Genomic DNA, 17,519 nt, shown 5'->3' with positions numbered 1-17,519 from the left:
GGCTCTTTAGCCAGCACCATTCTTGGCTTAATTATTGGCGTAGTTATCGAAATAACCTTGAATGTAGACAAAGGGCGTGCCCTTGTCCCCTGAGCCGGACGTTAAGTCCGACAAGGAGCCGAGCAGGTCGGTGATTTGCCGTGGGGTCGTCCCAAGCGAGGTTTTCTCATTTTTATTATCCTCATGGACTTCTCGGTTTTTAATATACTCTTGCATCTTTGCTTCTAAGGCTTCGCCAGAGAGGTCAGCGAAGTCATTATCAGCCAGATACTTTAATTTAATTTCATTAGGCGTCCCTGCCAGCCCCGCCGTGTGGCCTGGGCAGACAATCGGATCGGCTAATTCCCAAATTTTACCTTGGGGATCCTTGAAGGCCCCGTCGCCGTAAACCATGACTTCAATGGTTTTACCGGTAGCTTCCTTCACGCGCTCTTGAATATCTTGGACAAATTCCATGCAATTCTCGGGGAAGAGTTTCACACTCTCATCGGTCGCCATATTGGAACCGAGCAAGCCATATTCACTATTGAAGCCACTGCCAGCAATCGAAGCCGTCATGAGATCATCCAGGCCCAGCACTTTCTCCCCACCGGCTTCTTTAATGATGCGTTCGTCACGCTTGCGGCTATGGATGCTGGCGACAAGCACGTCTTTGGTATAGTCGAGAATGCTTTCGGCTTTATTGGAGAAAATAATCTCACACGCGCAATTTTCTTCAGCACAAACATCTTGGTAAAGTTTCACATAGTCCACACCCGTGAACGTGTGGCGGATATCACCGAAAGCCTCACGGAATTCTGCTTCGGTTAAAACATCCTGCCAGGGGTTGATATTTTTCTCATCGAGATTGTCGAGGGAAATCAAATGGTTGCCGACTTCATCAGAAGGATAGCTTAATTGGATAGTGACCTGGTCCACGCCTCGGGCTAGCCCCTTCAAAAGTTGCTGGAAACGATTCCGGCTCAAAATGGGGAAGACAATACCAATGTGGGAACTGGCAAACTTTGCCTGCACATCCTGGGCAATGGCGTCCAAGCTGGCATAATTGCCTTGGGCCCTGGCCACCACGGATTCTGTAATGGTTAAGATGTCCCGGTCGTTAATGGCATAACCTTCTGCTTCACTAGCATCTTGCACCACGTGAGTCAAGATGTCCACCAAATCATCGCCTTGATGAATAATCGGACCGCGTAAACCTCTAACCGTCGTACCAACTAATCTTGCCATATGTCTAACTCCTTACTCTAAAACCGCGATAACACTGCCTTGTGGAACCACGTTACTATTTTACTAAAAAATATGATGAGGTCAATAGTTTTTTTCTTAATCTTCTGTTCGGAAACTGACCGAGGAGAACTTATTAAATTCCTTGGTGAAAATTAATTTCACTGTTCCCCGGGCCCCACTCCGGTTTTTCTCAATAATAATCTCAATCAAGTTATTCTCTTCCTCGTCCTCATCGTCCTCGCCAGCATGCTGGTAGTAGTCCTCGCGATACAGGAAGGCCACAATATCCGCATCCTGCTCAATGGACCCCGACTCCCGGATATCACTGAGGATCGGCCGCTTATCCTGGCGGGCTTCCACACTCCGTGACAATTGGGAAAGGGCAATCACCGGCACACTCAATTCCTTGGCTAATTTCTTCAATTGCCGGCTAATTTCCGACACTTCCTGCTGGCGATTTTCTGTCCGCCGGCCGCTCTCAATCAATTGCAAATAGTCAATCACAACCAGATCCAATTCTTTCTGTTCTTGCTTCAAGCGGCGAGCTTTGGCGCGAATATCATTGACCCGAATGCCAGGCGTATCATCGATAAAAACATTGGCCCGGCCTAATTCTCCCATGGCCACCATTAAATCCGACCATTCTTCTGGAAGCAGGCGCCCCGTCCGCAGGCGGTTGGCATCAATATTTCCTTCCGCACAGAGCATCCGGTTGACCAATTGCTCCGCCCCCATCTCTAAACTAAAAAGAGCGACGGTGGCTTCCTGCTTGGTCGCCACATTCTGAGCAATATTTAAGGCAAAGGCTGTCTTTCCCATCCCCGGACGGGCAGCAATAATAATTAATTCATCGTCGTGCAAGCCAGTCGTCATCTTATCCAGATCCGGATAGCCCGTGGGCAGGCCGGTGACCGCCTGATCCAATTGGGAGAGTTCTTGAATATTTTCGACGGCTTTTTGGACCAAGTCCGCAATGTGGGCAAAGCCCCCACGATTGCGATGCTCGCTTACCTGCATAATACGCTGCTCCGCTTGCTCGAGAATTTGATCCACATCGTCGCGTTCTTCATAGCTGTCTTGCTGGATATGGGTCGAAGCCTGGATTAAGTTCCTTAAAATGGCCTTCTCTTCCACAATTTGCGCATAGTACTCGGCGTTCGCTGCTGTGGGTGTTTTCTCCGCCAAGTCGAAGAGGTATTCCGCCCCACCCGCGTTTTCCAATTGCTCCTGGCGGGTCAATTCTTCTTGAACGGTCAAAATATCGATCGCTTCATCCTGGTCAGCCAAGGCCAGCATGGCATGGAAAATTAAAGCATGGGCCTGCCGGTAGAAATCATCCTCGCGCACATATTCACAAACGCCTGTAAACATATCTGGAGCTAATAATATTGAACCTAAAACCGCCCGCTCCGCTTCCAAGCTTTGCGGTGGCAAGCGGTCCATTAACTCATCCTTCGCCATACAACCCCCCTTACACAAAAAAGAAAGCAGGCCTAGACCTGCTTTAGCAATTTGCTAGGCTTCAGTGACATGAACCCGAATCTTGGCGTCCACATCAGGGTGCAGCTTGATCGGTACATTGCGGTAGCCAAAGGAACGTAGGGGTTCAGGCAAGTCGATTTTTCGCTTGTCGACAGCAACATCATACTGCTCCATCAAGGCTTCCGCAATTTGCTTGGAGGGAATGGAGCCGAATAGCCGGCCGTCTTCCCCACCTTTGGCCTTCACCTCAACAACGGTGTCTTCCTTCTCTAGGAAAGTTTTCATTTCTCTCGCTGCGGCTAATTCTTCTTGGGCTTCCTTTTCAGCTGCTTTTTGCTTGCCCTTCAGCGCACTGATGGCTTTTTTAGTGGCGACTTTGGCCAAGCCTTTTTTCAAGAGGAAGTTATTAGCGTAGCCATTCGGCACATCCTTGATGTCACCTTTTTTACCTTGGTTTTTAACGTCTTCTAAGAAAATTACTTTCATTATTCTGCCTCCTCATGTTCATTTAAAACGCTGACGAGTTGCTCGACGGCTTCATGCACCGAGACGTCAGCTAATTGCGTAGCGGCATTGGACAAATGTCCGCCTCCACCCAGAGCTTCCATGATAACCTGAACGTTAATATTTCCCAAGCTACGAGCACTGATCCCCACTCGTCCATCTTCGCGCAGAAAAACCACAAAGCTGGCCTGCACCTTATTCATGGATAAGAGGGAATCGGCGGCTTGGGCCGCAATGACGGTACTCACCGCCTGATCAGCCGGCCCTTCAGCGACCCCGTAATGCCCTTTGACTAAATCCACACTTTCAATGAGTTGGCTGCGGGTCATGTAGTCGGCAAGATCTTCTTTGAGAAATTCTTGGATTAAGACGGAATCGGCACCATTGGATTTCAGGTAACTCGCTGCGTCAAAGGTTCGTGAGCCTGTCCGCAGGGAAAAACTCCGTGAGTCGACGGTGATCCCCGCCAGCATAATGGTCGCTTCTAGGCGATTGACGGGCTTGGCTTCCGCATTCTGGTACTCGAAAAATTCCGTAATCAATTCTGAAGCGGAAGAGGCGTAAGGCTCAATGTATTCCAGGAGAATATTATCGGGCACTTCTTCGCCTTTCCGGTGGTGGTCAATCACAACCACACCATTGACCGTTTCGATGAGACTCGGTGCCACGGTTAGAGACGGCCGGTGCACATCCACCAAGAACAAGAGGGAATCCGGCTGAATCAATTCGCTGGCTTCCTTGGGTGAAATGAGGCTACCGGCATTGTCTTCATCCTCATGCAATTGCTCGAGCACGCGCTTAATGTCCTCATTCACATGCTCTTCGTCCACGACAATATAGCACTGGCAATCATTCATCTGGGCAATGCGGCGAATACCGACGCAGGAGCCGATTGCATCCATGTCCGGATAGTCGTGCCCCATCACAAAGACAGTATGATTTTCCGCCATCATGGTGCCGATGGTATTGGCAATCTGCCGGCTGCGCACGTGCGTCCGCTTGACCATCGGATTAGTTTTTCCCCCGTAGTAGCGGACCTTGTGGTCTTTCGTTTTAATCACCACTTGGTCTCCCCCCCTAGAGAGGGCCAGGTCCAGGTTGGCCTGCGCTTCATCAGCAATTTTATTGATGGCTAGAATTCGTTCATCCTCATGATAGGAGATCCCGATGGAAACGGTGAGCGGGAAGTTGCCCTTGGAGGTGGCTTCTCGAATAGTATTAATGACTTCGAATTTTTCATCTTCCATCGTCTTTAAGGACGCATAGCTCCCTACCATCAGGAAGCGGTCGTCGTCTAAAGCCTTGAGGAAGGTCCGATGCTTGCGGCCCCAAGAGGTTAATTGCTTCGTAATGTAATTATCAATGGTGGATTTACGCCGGTCATTCAAAGCCGCCATAATCTCATCGTAATTATCCACGAGCACATAGCCAATCACCAGGCGATTATCACTCGCTTCCTTGGCAATCTTACCGTATTCCGTAATATCCAGGAAGTACATGGCTTTTTTCTCATGCAAAAGCCCCACATCGAAGAAACGCTCATTCCATTCCACGCGATGCGTGACGTGCTCTTCTTCTGCGAGCAGATGGTCAAACTCCGTGGCCAAGCGCTCATCAATTTCCTCCAGAGTCTGGCCAATCACATCCTGCTGGTCAATATAATAATGAAGGTAAGGGTTCATCCAAGCAATCGTATCATCCTCTGAAAATAAAATAATTCCGATTGGCATCTGCAATAACACTTCATTTTGAACCGTTTGAATGGTGTTCATCATTGCCATCAGTTCGCTCTCCAAGCGATCCTCCACCTGACTTAAGACCCAAAAGACCAAAAAGCCAGCGATGAGGAAGAGCAAGACGACAATCATCCCAACCACACGATCCTGGATCACTGCCAGCACTCCCGCCACCAGCAGCAGCAGCGCCGCTAGCGCCAAAGGAATGTTAATCGCTGGGTTCTTCAAAAACACAGCGGGCTGTTTATTTGTTTGCTTACTTGCCATGACAACTCCTCAGATTCAGGTTTATTTATTCTTATTTTACCATACTTTCCCCATAAGGAAAATTTATAACCGAAAAAAGGAAAGCATTAGATATTGTTTCACGTGGAACAATCAGAAGACCTGCATGTAAGATACCTTGCTAAGGACTATGATGTTTCACCTGCAACATTTGGACTAAAGAAATTGTTTCACGTGAAACAAGGAATTATCTAAGTGGCTCAGAAGCACTAAACAGCCGGCCAAATTAAAAAATATATCGCTCAGCCCCACAGTTATCTCCAAGCAAAGGGATAATACTAGTGTTGCTCTGTTATCCACATGTTAATAACTTTAAAGTGTCTTTTAGGTCATTCCTATGCTTAACTCTTCCTGTTCAGGTGTGGATATGTCTCTGTTTACAATTATCCACAGCTTCCTCATAACGGCCCCAGCTCCATTTTCTGCAGTAAGTCAATACCCAAGCCTTACCTGATACCTCTAACAGTATCGAACCTCGTTAATTAGCTATCATTAATATTAAAATCGATAAACGTGAATAATATGGCGCACGCCCTACTTACCCAATGATAAATATCAAAAATCATAAATAATATAGAAGTTGATACCTCACTATTCCTAGCTCACTCAGCCAAAATACATGAGTAGTAAATATAGATCAATATCATTTCTACCTCATAACTAAAATAAAAGCTCTTTATTTGAAGCTTATTTTTTTCGACCTCTTATAAAGCAAATCATAGCAAGTAAGTAAAATGTAGACACAAGGGTTTTGTATAAAGTTTTCCCATCTTAGAGCTAACTTATAGCATGTTTCACGTGAAACTTTCAGTTCAGGTTTTTATAGAGATCCAGGGAGCGTATCTTTTATTTTCTACTGTTTCACGTGAAACAAATAAAATTCAAAGTAGAGTAATGATAAATATTAGATGCCGGCTTAGCCCACCTAGCAAGCAATGGTAAAGATCGCTACTAAATATTCTAATGATCGTTCTAAAATGCAACATCAGTAATCCTTTACGTTGTCAATCAACTGATTCAGGTAAAATAAATGTAACGTGATGAATGGGGTACTATAAATAAATCTCTGATACAATATGCCAGCAGATAAGTTGATAGTATTAAAAGGAAGTGTTCGATAGAAATTATTTACTAGTATGTAAACTCGTCAAGTTAATGTTTCACGTGAAACAAATAAAGCTCAGTCTCGGTGGCCCTTCTACAACGGCTTACTGTCATAAAACATTTTAAAATTGCTTATATGGAATTGCCAGTCTACGATAAAAAATATCAGTCATTATGCACATTACTCAATATATGTTTCACGTGAAACATCAATAAACAGATATCTCATTTTTCAAACCAAAAGTAGGTGTGATAAACTTATAATTTCTAGAATAAATTAAATATGTTTCACGTGGAACAATTTAGATGTCCGTTCCAAAACATTATATGTCGATTCATTTTGTTGAATAATAAAAAACACTGTATTATAGTACGCTGAGCATATAAATATTTCACGTGGTACAATATATGCGGGTACTCATAAAAATAGAGCATTCATCAGCCTTTTAAACAAGTGTTAATTGAGCCCTATGGTTTAACTTTGCCAAAATGATGACTTATGTTTCACGTGAAACATTCATAATTCATAACCACGAAAGAAAAACAAGCTTTTTTGAACTAATCCCATTGACACTAATATTTGTTTCACGTGGAACAATAGCTATTTCTATACTTGATAAAATAAATAACAACCGTAGCATCAGAAAAACAGGTTAACGATAAATTGGTAAAATAAAAAATGTTCCACGTGGAACATTATCAAGCAAAGCTTCTAACATAGCTAATCTTATACGCAAAGGAAAGGAACAAATGGTGTCGATCCATCCACAGATGAAAACCTGTGGATATATTTCTTAAATCGAACTAGTCCCAACTAACTTATGCACTTATGAATAAAAAAGACTGGGACGAACCCAGTCTAAAGATTTTAAATTAGTCTTGAACAACAAAGGGTAGTAGACCCATGATGCGTGCCCGTTTGATGGCACCAGCAACAGCACGTTGGTGCTTAGCACAGGTTCCGGTAGCACGACGAGGCAAAATTTTACCTTTGTCAGAAATGTAACGTTCTAGTAGTTCAAGGTCTTTGTAGTCGACATGATCTACGTGGTTGGCGCAGAAATAGCATACCTTACGGCGTCTGCGACCGCCACGACGACGGTTAAAAGCCATTTTTATCCTCCTTCTTCGCCATTCCTAGGCCGAAGCTCTAGAAGGGCAGGTCATCATCGGAAATATCGATTGAACCCTCGCCATCATTACTATTATTATCAGTCTTGGGCTTTTGGAATGGATTTTGCTCACTAAAACTAGGTCGATTTCCGAATGGAGAGGAATCATTATTGTTCCCACCAGCGAAAGGATTACTCCCTTGCTGATTGGTTGGGGCATTTTGGAAAGGATCGGCAGGTTGCTGGCCAAAACCTTGGCCACCACCAAAGTCGCCTGAGTTTCCTTCGTTTTGTGGTCGTTGTTCAGTGACTGACTTTGGCTCTAAAAAGCTAAAATTGTTCACGAGAACTTCGGTCACATAAACACGTTGCCCTTGATTATTCTCATAATTTCTGGTTTGGATATTACCTTCCACGCCAACTAAGGAACCTTTGCGGGTAAAGCGGGCAAAATTTTCAGCCGCCCGCCGCCACATGACACAATTAATAAAATCGGTCTCGGTTTCGCCTTGAGCATTTCGGTAATTACGGTCACAAGCCAGCGTAAAATTAGCAACAGATGTCCCACTCTGGGTCTGGCGTAAATCAACTTCGCGAGTTAAACGACCAACTAAAACAACGTTGTTAATCATGATCTATCCCTCTCTCGGCTGAACCTAAGCTTCTTCTTCAACAACGGTAATCATATGACGAAGAATGTCATCATTGATTTTAGCAAGACGATCGAATTCATCAATCCCGCGTGCATCGGTCGCTTCGCATTCGATTAAGTGGTAAATTCCTTCGCGGAAGTTCTCAATCTCATACGCAAAGCGGCGTTTTTGCCAGTCCGCAGACTCGATGATTTCCACGCCGTTTGAAGTGAGCACATTATCGAAGTTTTCCACGAGCGCTTCCTTCGAAGTTTGTTCGAGGTTAGGACGAATAATGTATAGAACTTCATATTTGCGTTTCAATTCACTCATACTTTGCACCTCCTTATGGTCTTATGGCTCGCTTGCGAGCAAGGAGTATCTTCATACTCACAGTACCTTATTATAGCAAAGCCCACCAAAGACTACAAGAAACAATCTTTATTTGATATCGCTTACAATGCTATAATCCTTATTTATCGATAATATAAACAATTCTTTAAACCACATTACCTATAAGCATGCTACAATTAACCTTAACTATTATACTTATTTTATGGAAAAGATTTTCTTAGAAAGAAGGTGTCCAATGCTTAAAGCAGAGCATTTAACCAAGCATTTTGGCTCAGTCTGTGCGGTAGACGATGTTTCCTTCGACCTGGAAGCCGGTAAAATATTAGGCTTAATCGGCCGCAATGGTTCGGGAAAAACAACTATTTTTCGCCTGTTGCTCGGTTTTTTGACCTCAGAAGGGCAGAGTTCTGTCTTATGGAAGGGCCAGCCGCTCAAAGGACAAGTTTACAATGTCATTGGCTACTTACCCGAAGAGCGTGGCTTGTATGAGAAAATGACTATTGCTGATCAGATCACTTACTTTGCTGAACTACGTGGTCTAAGTCAAAAGGAGATTGAGACGCGTTTGCCGATTTGGCTAGATCGCTTTGAAGTGAAAGGAAAGCCAGATGACAAAATCTCCAAACTTTCGAAAGGGAACCAGCAAAAAGTGCAGGTGATTGGAACGATTATTCACGAGCCTGAATTCGTCATTTTGGACGAGCCTTTTAGTGGCCTGGATCCAGTGAATGCCGATCTCTTGCGCCAAGGTATCCTCCATTTACGCAATCAAGGAAGTTCTATTATTTTTTCCAGTCACAATATGGCCAATGTCGAGGCTATTTGTGATGATCTTCTGATGATTCATGACGGGGAAGCCCTCTTGCAAGGTGGCGTCCAGGAGGTACGCAATCGTTATCCCAAAACAACCCTTTGGCTGGAAAAACCTGGCCTCAAGCGAGACGAGCTGGCGGCCTTAGAAGGGGTCACTACGGTCGAAGAGACCACGCCTGGCCGCTTCCAATTAAAACTAGCCAACGAAGAGGTTGGCCACGATATTTTTGACTGGGTCACTCGCGATGGCTATATTCAACTGTTTAGCCAGCAACCACCAACATTGGAAAGTATTTTCAAAGAGGAAGTGAGGAAGGTTCATGAGTAAATTATGGCTTGTCACCAAGCACACTTACCGAAAGAATGTTTTTACCCCTGCCTTTTTCTTCATGCTTTTCGGTCCAATCTTTTTCCTAGCTTTCTTCGCCTTTATCGGCTTTATTGTCGGCTCCATTTCGTCAGGAAATAATGAAGGTGAGTTAGCCATGGTCGGAGGCAATCCTGCTCTTGTGGAAACTTTTGAAGCCCACCGAGGGAAGATTAATTTACAAACAGGCTGGTCCGAAGAAAAAGCCCAAGCAGCCCTAAAAAATAAGGATATTGCTGGTTACTTCAAAGTGATTGAAGATAAGGACCAGGTGAAAAGTATTGACTATATCACCACAGCAACGAGCGATGATATCAACCTATCCGGCTTCAAAACTGCGACGAAAAACTATGAAGAAAAGCGAAAAGCACAAAAATTAGGAATTAGCGATAAGGAATTTCAAACTTTAAAAACGTCAAAGCTAGATATTAACCAAATCAATCTGAAGGAGAATGAGCAAGGCGAACTTGTTGCCACGTCCCGCCAATCACCGGAAGTTTTTGCGAAAAAAGCAGTAGCCTATACGGTTTCCATTTTAGTCTTCTTCTTCATCATGCAGTATGTGAGTGTGATTTCCCAGGAAATTGCGGGCGAGAAGGGCTCAAGGATTATGGAGATTATCCTCTCCAGTATTCCGGCGAACACACACTTCTTCGGTAAAATTTTTGGCGTTTGCCTGATGATTTTAACCCAGATGGCTTGCTATGTTGTCCTGGGTCTTGTCCTAAACATCGGCATCCAGCAGTTTAACTTGCTCGGTCCTGTGCTTAAAGACTTAGAAACAAGTTTCGGTTTCTCGATAGGAAGTATTGTCCATGCGATTCTCCCGACGATTGGGATGGGGATCATTTTCGCCTTACTGGGCTTTGTCATGTTTGTGGCTTTGGCCGGCCTGTTAGGCTCCCTCGCCTCCAAAATCGAAGACATTCCAAAGTCCGTCTTACCGGTGACTTTATCGGGTGTGCTGGGCTTTTATATTGGTATCTTTGCCCTAGGTGCACCGAATAACAATCTTGTTCGTTTCGGTTCCTTTTTCCCACTTTTCACCCCCTTTGTCATGCCTTTCCGCTTGGCTGCGGACACCGTGTCACCTTGGGAATTAGTCCTTTCGGTCGTGTTAATGCTTCTTTTTGCAGCTTTAACCTTCTACTTGGCCACACAATTCTACCGGACCAATGTTCTCACCTACAGCAATGAGGGCATGTGGCCAACCTTTAAGCGTTCCCTCTCCCTTTGGAAAAGCGAACACTAATATTAGGAGAAAGAAAAAGATATTCAGAAGCTGAGTGAACTGACCCCTGTCAAGTAGACAGATAAATAAACAAATTTTTTCCCATGTATGAGATATCATCATACATGGTTTTTTTACGATAGAATCCTTAAGCCCAACAGCTGCATCAAGCGTTGCACACATTTGTGGTTGACTTGGTATCCTTCTTGTTGAAGCTTTTTGACCGTTAGAAATTCTGCTTCATATTGTATTTGCGTTACATCAACTCTCTTTCTACTTCTTTTAACTTTTTTAAGACGGCGTTCTCTGCTTCTAGGTATTCATTACGTGCTTTCAAGGCCGCGTATTTAGCGCGTATTTTTTCAGTTTCTGGTTGAATCGTCTTCGGTTTTCCACGCCCGCGACCATCAATTAAGCCATCTGGCCCATGTTATCGATATTTTTGGGTCCAGGAATAAACATTATGGTAGGACACTTGATATTTTTTAGCCGTTTCTTGATAAGATAGACCGTTGGCTAGACATTCTTTAACCCTTTCAATTTTTTCTGCATGGGTTGTTTTTCTACTTTTCATTGTATACACCTCGGGATGAGGAGAATAACTCTTGACTGCTTCCCCTCTAATATACTTCACCAGCCAATTTCTAACAGTGGAATGTGATGGAATATTATATTTTCGAGCTAATTGACGAATTGGAACACCTTCAATTAGATGTTCATTGACGACAGTCAATTTAAAATCCCGACTATAGTGATTGTTCTTGACGTGGGATTGGAGGCCTTGGCGACCATGGATTTGATATTTCAAGATCTTTTCACGAAAAAGCGAATAACTCAATCTTAGACTATAATGTTGACACAATTTTTGATAACTTATTCCATCTTCAAGATACCAATCAATATACTGTTCAAGCTCCTCAATTGAATGTTTACAATTTGAACGTATAAAAAAATCCCCTAAGTAGTTTTACTTTTTTGAGTGTCTACTTTAGGGGGAGCATATCAGATAGATTCGTTTATTAAGGTTTATTTTTTGATTTAAGAGCTTTTAGCTTTTAAAGCACTCTGTGATACTTTTGAAATTAAACGGCTTAAATCGCAAAATTGAGCTGGATTAAGGCTGATGATTTGATAGAAGAAAATTTTTTTATTATACGACTTTCGATTAGCAAACTAATAATATTAACTTGAAGCTTAATATTTGATTTGATTTAAACTCAGTAATACACTAGAAATAGATAAGAAAACGTTTATATAAAGAAAGATAAAGTGATCTATATGGTCAAGAGAAAGTATATTATAACTTCACTTTTAGGATTGACTCTTTCTCCTTTAGCTTTCGGAACAGTTAATTTGGTACCAGCTAATGCTGAGGAAAATATTGAAGTTATTGATAAAAATCTTAACGAAGAAAATAGCATAGAATATACTAATATTGCAGATTCTTTACAAATTAGAGGATATACAGTCGATTCAAATAATAAATTCGTATATGGTGGGTTAACTTACACTAAATATTTTGATGAAAATCAAAATATTGGTGTGATTGAAGAAGGTAAAAATTATGTTACAGCATATACTCTAAAAGATAATGGAAATACATACACTTTAACTGCTGAAAATGCGAATGGTGAACAAGTTTATAAAGAGTTTATGTCTGATGGTACGTGTGTTGATCCTATTGGTGAAAATAAAAATGCTTGTGATTGGGGAGTTGGTTTATCAGGCGTAGCCCTATCCACTATCTATGGTGGAGCTATAGGAATGGCCTTCGGAGGAGCAGCTGGATTGATTGCAGGTGCTGCAGTTGGAGCGGCCTGGATTCCTGTTTCAGCTGCTTGTCCTTAAATAATGAGGTGTAATAATGACAAAGAAAGTTAGTTTTTATATGTATATGGCATATATATACGTACCGACTATTATTTTTATCTTTGGATTTAATCTTAGAAAGTTAGATTTAATCTTTAGTGGTTTATTTATAACCGTCGTAACTTTAGCTGCCTTATCAAGTTTTTATATTATTAACAAGAATCTTGTGAGTACAACTTATGAAAAAATGTTAGGACTATGTCTTCCGTTGTTTTTTACTCAATCACTTGTATTATTGGGTTTGTTAAAATTATTACAGTTAACTTAAAAATAACTTTTTAAAAAGAGCTGGGAATTAAGTCGAGGCTAATACTACAAAGCATAAAAAAGCGTTGAAGTGATCAAAATTTTGCTTGCTTCAGCGCATTTTTTATTTTTATTGAAAGCCTCACGAAGAACTTCTGTTCTTCGTCGGCTTTCAAGGGCTAGTTTTGTTAAATTTATACTCATTAGCATGACTCCGATATCATTATAAACTGCTGGTTTGCCTCTGACGTGCGTCCTGCGCATGCTAAAGACACCTTTCATCCGTACGAAAACGGTCTCTATGTCAATCTTACGTTGCGCATAGATTACTTTTCCAGGTGTGCTTTCTAAATTCTCTTTAGCTTGGTATTTAAAGTATTCCCAATTATAATTGACTGCTGTCTGGCGCTGCCTCCCTTTGGGTGTTTTCGCTAGTTTATTTAACCGCTCATTGGCTTAGTCAGTATTGGCTTGAATTTTTGTCCCGTCAATAAATAAAGCCTCTGGGTGGATGAGACCATTGTCCCTTAAAAGCATTGTGAAAAGGGTAAATGAATATTTAAGCAAATGAAAAGCATGTTTGCTTGACCAAAAGTTATTGATTATCTTATAGCTAACAGGGGTATCGCCTGTTTGCCATTTCATCGGAATGGCTTCTTCATTCATCTGTTCAATTTTTCGACCTGAAAACGTTCATCGACTATAGGCAAATAAACACATCTTTAATAGCATTGCTGGATGAAAAGCAGGAGGTCCCGTATGAGAAGTGTCTTCCAGAATAATTTCCGTAGGAATCGAGTCGACAAATCGGCTGATCAGCCGAGCTTCATAGTCCTCAGGAATCGTAAAATCTAATTTTAGTGTTAAAGCTGTTTCCATTGTGGTATAATTTTGATACAAAGCGAGTTCCTCCTTCGGTTTGGTTACCTTTTATTATAAGGCTTGGAACTCGCTTTGTCTTTATAAAATATCAAAACGCATCAATTTATTTCGAAATAAACTGATGCGTTTTTTTTATTCTGAGACTGAGTTTTTTCCCAGCCCCATGTTTTTTTATTCAGGAATTGAGTTTTTTCCCAGTCCCTTCTTGCTTTCAGCAATCACCATCAGCCGGTGGTAGTGCTGGTAGAGGGCGTGGAAGAGGCCGGTATAGCCGTCTTGCCAGGGCTTATTTTTCCCGCAGAAATGGAGGATGGCCGTCTCGAAGGCCACCCGCTCCATCGGCCACTCTCCCAGCGTTTTCAACTGGTAATAGCGAAATTTCCGGGCATCATAATTATACTTTAACTCGTCTAAGGCGATAACATCATGGGCATAGAGGGCGTTTAAAACGTCCTGGTCGGGCAGGGCCAGCCAGCTGCCGTGCTCTTCGACAAAGTCAAAGATCTCCTCTGGCTCAATCCGTTGCCGCTGGGCGGCCACATTCATCAGCAAAACACCCGTATTGTAGTAATTGTCAATCTCATAGGGTAAAAAACGTAGCTTATTCAATTCATTCATGCCAATGGTGTCATGATGAGCTGCCGCAAACAATTGCTCCGATAAAGGCGTCTCGTAGAGCGGCGTCAAATCATTAATCACCAAAATATCCGGATCCAAGTAGAGAATCTTCTCCACGTCAGTAGGCAAAAATTGATAGGCTAAGAGTCGATAGTACATTTCCACCGTATAATGCTTGGTTAAGGGGGCCTCCTGAAACAGACTATTGTCAGCCTTCAAGGGGATGAGTTTGCCTTCATAGCGCTCCACAAAGGCCCGTAAGCCTGCCACCGTCTCCGCTCTCAATTTGGAGTGGAGGAGGTAGATGGTTAACGAGCCGGGCGTGTTTTTGAACAGGGACGCCAGCATAATTTTCAAAGGCTTTACGTAATTCTCATCAACGGTGACTAGAATATTCAAAGTATTCTCCTCCTAAGCCTCCGGCTCTTCCTGGTCCTGCTCTGGGTCAAGATCCTTAGGCAAGTCCTCGTCAGCGAGTAAATCATCCGCAAAGGCCTGCATATCAGACGCCAAGTGCTCAGACACTTGACCCGTGGCTTCCGCTTCCGGACTTAGGGCTTCGTCCAGGCTGTCCTTCGCTTCATTCTCTGCCGTGTCCGCCTCTTCTTCCCCAAAAGGATCTGTAATCACAGTCATGGCGGACACCAAATCGTTACCATTCAGGCGCATGAGGCGCACTCCTTGGGTATGACGGCCGGTTTGGGAAATGTCCGTGGCCTTGAAGCGAATCATAACCCCTTCATCACTCATCATGAGCACTTCCTCGTCTCCCGCCAGGGCCCTTAAGCCCATGACAGGACCGTTTTTCTCAGTAATATTACTGGTGGAGACCCCTTTTCCGCCTCGGAATTGCTGCTTGTAGGCGGTCGCTGGGGTCCGCTTGCCGTAGCCGCGTTCATTCACCACGAGCACATCGTCAAGGTCACTCACAGTAGAAGCCCCAATGACATAGTCCGAAGCTCCCAAACGAATGCCCCGCACCCCACGGGCTGTCCGTCCCATGCTTCTCACATCGGTCTCCAAGAAGCGAATGGCCTGGCCATTATGGGTCCCAATGATAATATCTTGGTCGCCTGTGGTCGGTAAGACGCGCACTAATTCATCATCGTCATTGAGGGTTAGGGCAATGAGGCCGCTTTGGCGAATGTTCAAGAAGTTTTCCACGGCGGTCCGCTTGACAAAGCCTTGCCGGGTCACAAAGCAGAGCTCCTTGATCCCAATCTCATCCACGCCCCCGCTCGGAATTCGAAGGGCGGCGCAGACCTCTTCATCGGCCTCTAGTTTCAGAAGATTCACCATGGGCAAGCCCTTCGCCTGCCGGCCGTATTCCGGTATTTCAAAGCCGCGCAATTGGTAAACCTTGCCGTGGTCGGTGAAGAAGAGCAAGACATCGTGGGTGGAGGTGTAGAGGATGGTGTCCATGACATCATCCTCCGTCATGCTCATGCCTCGCACCCCTGTGCCGCCGCGGTGTTGGACGCGGAACTCAGCTTCGCTCAGGCGCTTGATGTAGCCGTTCTTCGTGAGGGTGATGATGACGGCTTCTTCCTCGATCAAATCTTCGTCTTCCAGATCCAGTAATTCTCCTGCCCGGAGTTCCGTGCGCCGTTCATCCCCGAAACGCTCCTGAATCGCCAAAAGCTCCTCGTAAATAATCTGGTAGCGCAGGCGTTCGTTGGCGAGCACTTCGGTCAGGTAGGCAATTTCTTCCATTAATTTCTGGTGCTCGGCATCAATTTTTTCCCGCTCCAAGCCGGTCAAGCGCACCATGCGCATGTCTAAAATGGCTTGGGCTTGCTTGTCGCTTAGTTCATATTGCTCCATGAAAATCTCCTTGGCCTCATCGCCAGAAGCACTGGAACGGAGAATATTCACAATGGCATCAATATGATCCAAAGCCACCTGCAAGCCTTCCAGGATATGGGCGCGGGCTTCTGCCTTCTTCTTCTCGAAAAGGGAACGCCGGCGGATCACATTTTCCTGGTGCTTCAGGTAATGGTAGAGAATTTCTTTAAGGCTTAGGGTTTGGGGGACACCGTCCACAATGGCCACCATATTGAAGTTGAAATTGGCTTGCAACTGAGTCAGTTTGTAGAGATTGTTGATTACCACACTGGCGCTAGCATCGCGCCGGCATTCGATCACAATCCGCATGCCGTCTCGGCCCGATTCGTCACGCACGGCGGTAATACCATCCACTTCCTTGTCGCGGGCCAAATCAGCAATACGCTCCACGAGCTTGGCCTTGTTCACCATGTAAGGAATTTCAGTGACAATAATCCGCTCGCGGTCATTGACTTGTTGAATATCTAATTTAGCCCGCACGGTAATGCGGCCCCGGCCTTTTTCATAGGCACGGCGGATGCCTGATTTTCCCAGCACAATGCCGCCAGTGGGGAAGTCAGGACCGGGGATGGCCTTCATCAATTCGGGCGTGGTGATGTCGGGATTTTTCATCAGCAGATGCAAGCCGGCAATCACTTCATTCAAATTGTGCGGGGGAATCGCCGTGGTCATCCCGACCGCAATCCCCGTTGCCCCGTTGACAAGCAAATTCGGGAAGCGGGCGGGGAGGACTTCTGGCTCGGACTCTTCCCCGTCGTAGTTAGGGATTAAGTCCACCGTGTCCTTGTTAATATCACGAAGCATTTCTATTGAAATTTTACTCATGCGGGCCTCGGTATACCGCATGGCGGCTGCTTGGTCGCCGTCAATCGAACCGAAGTTCCCGTGGCCATCCACCAGCATGTAGCGGTAGGAGAAATCCTGGGCCATTCGAACCATTGATTCGTAAATGGCCGAGTCCCCGTGCGGGTGGTATTTCCCCATGACGTCCCCGACAATCCGAGCCGATTTCTTATAGGCCTTGTCGGGAGTCACCCCTAATTCATTCATGCCGTAGAGAATGCGCCGGTGGACCGGTTTTAAGCCGTCCCGCACATCAGGCAGGGCGCGGGAGACGATGACACTCATCGCATAGTCTAAAAACGACTTCTCCATCTCATGGGCGAGACCCCGTTGTTCGGGTTGCAAGTTTTCTTGATCCATATCCATTGC

General features: G+C 44.5%; 14 protein-coding genes and 2 pseudogenes. 3 read left to right on the top strand and 13 right to left on the bottom strand.

The annotated features are described in order from the left end of the window. Window positions 1–27: 27 nt before the first annotated feature. The 7 genes from WF803_RS04445 to rpsF all read right to left on the bottom strand — a co-directional run bounded on the left by WF803_RS04445 (window position 28) and on the right by rpsF (window position 8,415). Entirely contained in the window at window positions 28–1,227 is a 1,200-nt protein-coding gene (locus WF803_RS04445; RefSeq protein WP_489610350.1) for a coenzyme F420-0:L-glutamate ligase, read from the bottom strand. A gap of 96 nt (window positions 1,228–1,323) precedes the next feature. After that, window positions 1,324–2,688: a replicative DNA helicase gene (dnaB, locus tag WF803_RS04440; protein ID WP_489610349.1), complete on the bottom strand. Its 1,365-nt coding sequence runs from the start codon at window positions 2,686–2,688 to the stop codon at window positions 1,324–1,326. Window positions 2,689–2,742: 54 nt separating this feature from the next. Further along, window positions 2,743–3,195 carry a 50S ribosomal protein L9 gene (rplI, locus tag WF803_RS04435; RefSeq protein WP_489610348.1) on the bottom strand — a complete coding sequence of 151 codons (453 nt, stop codon included), beginning with the start codon at window positions 3,193–3,195 and terminating at the stop codon, window positions 2,743–2,745. After that, a complete protein-coding gene (locus WF803_RS04430; protein WP_489610347.1) occupies window positions 3,195–5,216 on the bottom strand; it encodes a DHH family phosphoesterase in 2,022 nt (673 codons plus the stop codon). The genes rplI and WF803_RS04430 overlap by 1 nt, the downstream gene beginning before the upstream one ends. A gap of 1,995 nt (window positions 5,217–7,211) precedes the next feature. After that, the gene (gene rpsR, locus WF803_RS04425; RefSeq protein WP_489610346.1) at window positions 7,212–7,451 is read right to left on the bottom strand and encodes a 30S ribosomal protein S18; all 240 of its coding nucleotides are present in this window, start codon (window positions 7,449–7,451) and stop codon (window positions 7,212–7,214) included. Window positions 7,452–7,488: 37 nt separating this feature from the next. Further along, entirely contained in the window at window positions 7,489–8,082 is a 594-nt protein-coding gene (gene ssb, locus WF803_RS04420) for a single-stranded DNA-binding protein (RefSeq protein ID WP_489610345.1), read from the bottom strand. Between the two features lie 24 nt (window positions 8,083–8,106). Continuing rightward, a complete protein-coding gene (gene rpsF / locus WF803_RS04415; protein WP_489610344.1) occupies window positions 8,107–8,415 on the bottom strand; it encodes a 30S ribosomal protein S6 in 309 nt (102 codons plus the stop codon). Between the two features lie 256 nt (window positions 8,416–8,671). On the opposite strand from rpsF, the gene WF803_RS04410 reads away from it, so the two are divergent. Together WF803_RS04410 and WF803_RS04405 are read left to right on the top strand one after the other, a co-directional pair. Further along, a complete protein-coding gene (locus WF803_RS04410) occupies window positions 8,672–9,577 on the top strand; it encodes an ABC transporter ATP-binding protein (RefSeq protein WP_489610343.1) in 906 nt (301 codons plus the stop codon). Next, window positions 9,570–10,868 (top strand): ABC transporter permease, encoded by a 1,299-nt coding sequence (locus tag WF803_RS04405; protein ID WP_489610342.1) that lies wholly within the window; start codon window positions 9,570–9,572, stop codon window positions 10,866–10,868. The genes WF803_RS04410 and WF803_RS04405 overlap by 8 nt, the downstream gene beginning before the upstream one ends. A 113-nt stretch (window positions 10,869–10,981) precedes the next feature. Here WF803_RS04405 and WF803_RS04400 read toward each other — a convergent pair whose 3' ends face one another. After that, on the bottom strand, window positions 10,982–11,098 hold the full coding sequence (locus WF803_RS04400; protein WP_489611890.1) for an IS3 family transposase: 117 nt from the start codon (window positions 11,096–11,098) through the stop codon (window positions 10,982–10,984). Between the two features lie 179 nt (window positions 11,099–11,277). Next, window positions 11,278–11,655 carry a transposase gene (locus tag WF803_RS04395; protein ID WP_489610341.1) on the bottom strand — a complete coding sequence of 126 codons (378 nt, stop codon included), beginning with the start codon at window positions 11,653–11,655 and terminating at the stop codon, window positions 11,278–11,280. A 470-nt stretch (window positions 11,656–12,125) separates the two neighbouring features. Between WF803_RS04395 and WF803_RS04390 the strand changes: the two genes are divergently transcribed. Further along, window positions 12,126–12,695, top strand: coding sequence for a hypothetical protein (locus tag WF803_RS04390; RefSeq protein WP_489610340.1), 570 nt, complete (start codon window positions 12,126–12,128; stop codon window positions 12,693–12,695). 333 nt (window positions 12,696–13,028) lie between these two features. Here the strand turns inward: WF803_RS04390 and WF803_RS04385 are convergent. The 4 genes and pseudogenes from WF803_RS04385 to gyrA all read right to left on the bottom strand — a co-directional run. Continuing rightward, window positions 13,029–13,370, bottom strand: a pseudogene (locus tag WF803_RS04385) (transposase); the annotation flags it as partial. A gap of 51 nt (window positions 13,371–13,421) precedes the next feature. Continuing rightward, window positions 13,422–13,862: pseudogene (locus WF803_RS04380) on the bottom strand (transposase); the annotation flags it as partial. Window positions 13,863–14,015: 153 nt separating this feature from the next. Next, a complete protein-coding gene (locus tag WF803_RS04375) occupies window positions 14,016–14,861 on the bottom strand; it encodes a glycosyltransferase family 8 protein (protein WP_489610339.1) in 846 nt (281 codons plus the stop codon). Window positions 14,862–14,873: 12 nt separating this feature from the next. Next, window positions 14,874–17,516 (bottom strand): DNA gyrase subunit A, encoded by a 2,643-nt coding sequence (gene gyrA / locus WF803_RS04370; protein ID WP_489610338.1) that lies wholly within the window; start codon window positions 17,514–17,516, stop codon window positions 14,874–14,876. Between the last annotated feature and the right edge of the window lie 3 nt (window positions 17,517–17,519).

This window comes from Aerococcus sp. BD502 (assembly GCF_057919555.1).
Note: the sequence above shows the minus strand (reverse complement) of the source record. Positions and strands in the feature narration are given on the sequence as shown.

What these genes read in the sequence shown, in the direction of transcription:
- WF803_RS04445 (WP_489610350.1), bottom strand. Translation starts at nt 1,227, where the DNA reads ATGGCAAGATTAGTTGGTACGACGGTTAGAGGTTTACGCGGTCCGATT.
- dnaB (WP_489610349.1), bottom strand. Translation starts at nt 2,688, where the DNA reads ATGGCGAAGGATGAGTTAATGGACCGCTTGCCACCGCAAAGCTTGGAA.
- rplI (WP_489610348.1), bottom strand. Translation starts at nt 3,195, where the DNA reads ATGAAAGTAATTTTCTTAGAAGACGTTAAAAACCAAGGTAAAAAAGGT.
- WF803_RS04430 (WP_489610347.1), bottom strand. Translation starts at nt 5,216, where the DNA reads ATGGCAAGTAAGCAAACAAATAAACAGCCCGCTGTGTTTTTGAAGAAC.
- rpsR (WP_489610346.1), bottom strand. Translation starts at nt 7,451, where the DNA reads ATGGCTTTTAACCGTCGTCGTGGCGGTCGCAGACGCCGTAAGGTATGC.
- ssb (WP_489610345.1), bottom strand. Translation starts at nt 8,082, where the DNA reads ATGATTAACAACGTTGTTTTAGTTGGTCGTTTAACTCGCGAAGTTGAT.
- rpsF (WP_489610344.1), bottom strand. Translation starts at nt 8,415, where the DNA reads ATGAGTGAATTGAAACGCAAATATGAAGTTCTATACATTATTCGTCCT.
- WF803_RS04410 (WP_489610343.1), top strand. Translation starts at nt 8,672, where the DNA reads ATGCTTAAAGCAGAGCATTTAACCAAGCATTTTGGCTCAGTCTGTGCG.
- WF803_RS04405 (WP_489610342.1), top strand. Translation starts at nt 9,570, where the DNA reads ATGAGTAAATTATGGCTTGTCACCAAGCACACTTACCGAAAGAATGTT.
- WF803_RS04390 (WP_489610340.1), top strand. Translation starts at nt 12,126, where the DNA reads ATGGTCAAGAGAAAGTATATTATAACTTCACTTTTAGGATTGACTCTT.
- gyrA (WP_489610338.1), bottom strand. Translation starts at nt 17,516, where the DNA reads ATGGATATGGATCAAGAAAACTTGCAACCCGAACAACGGGGTCTCGCC.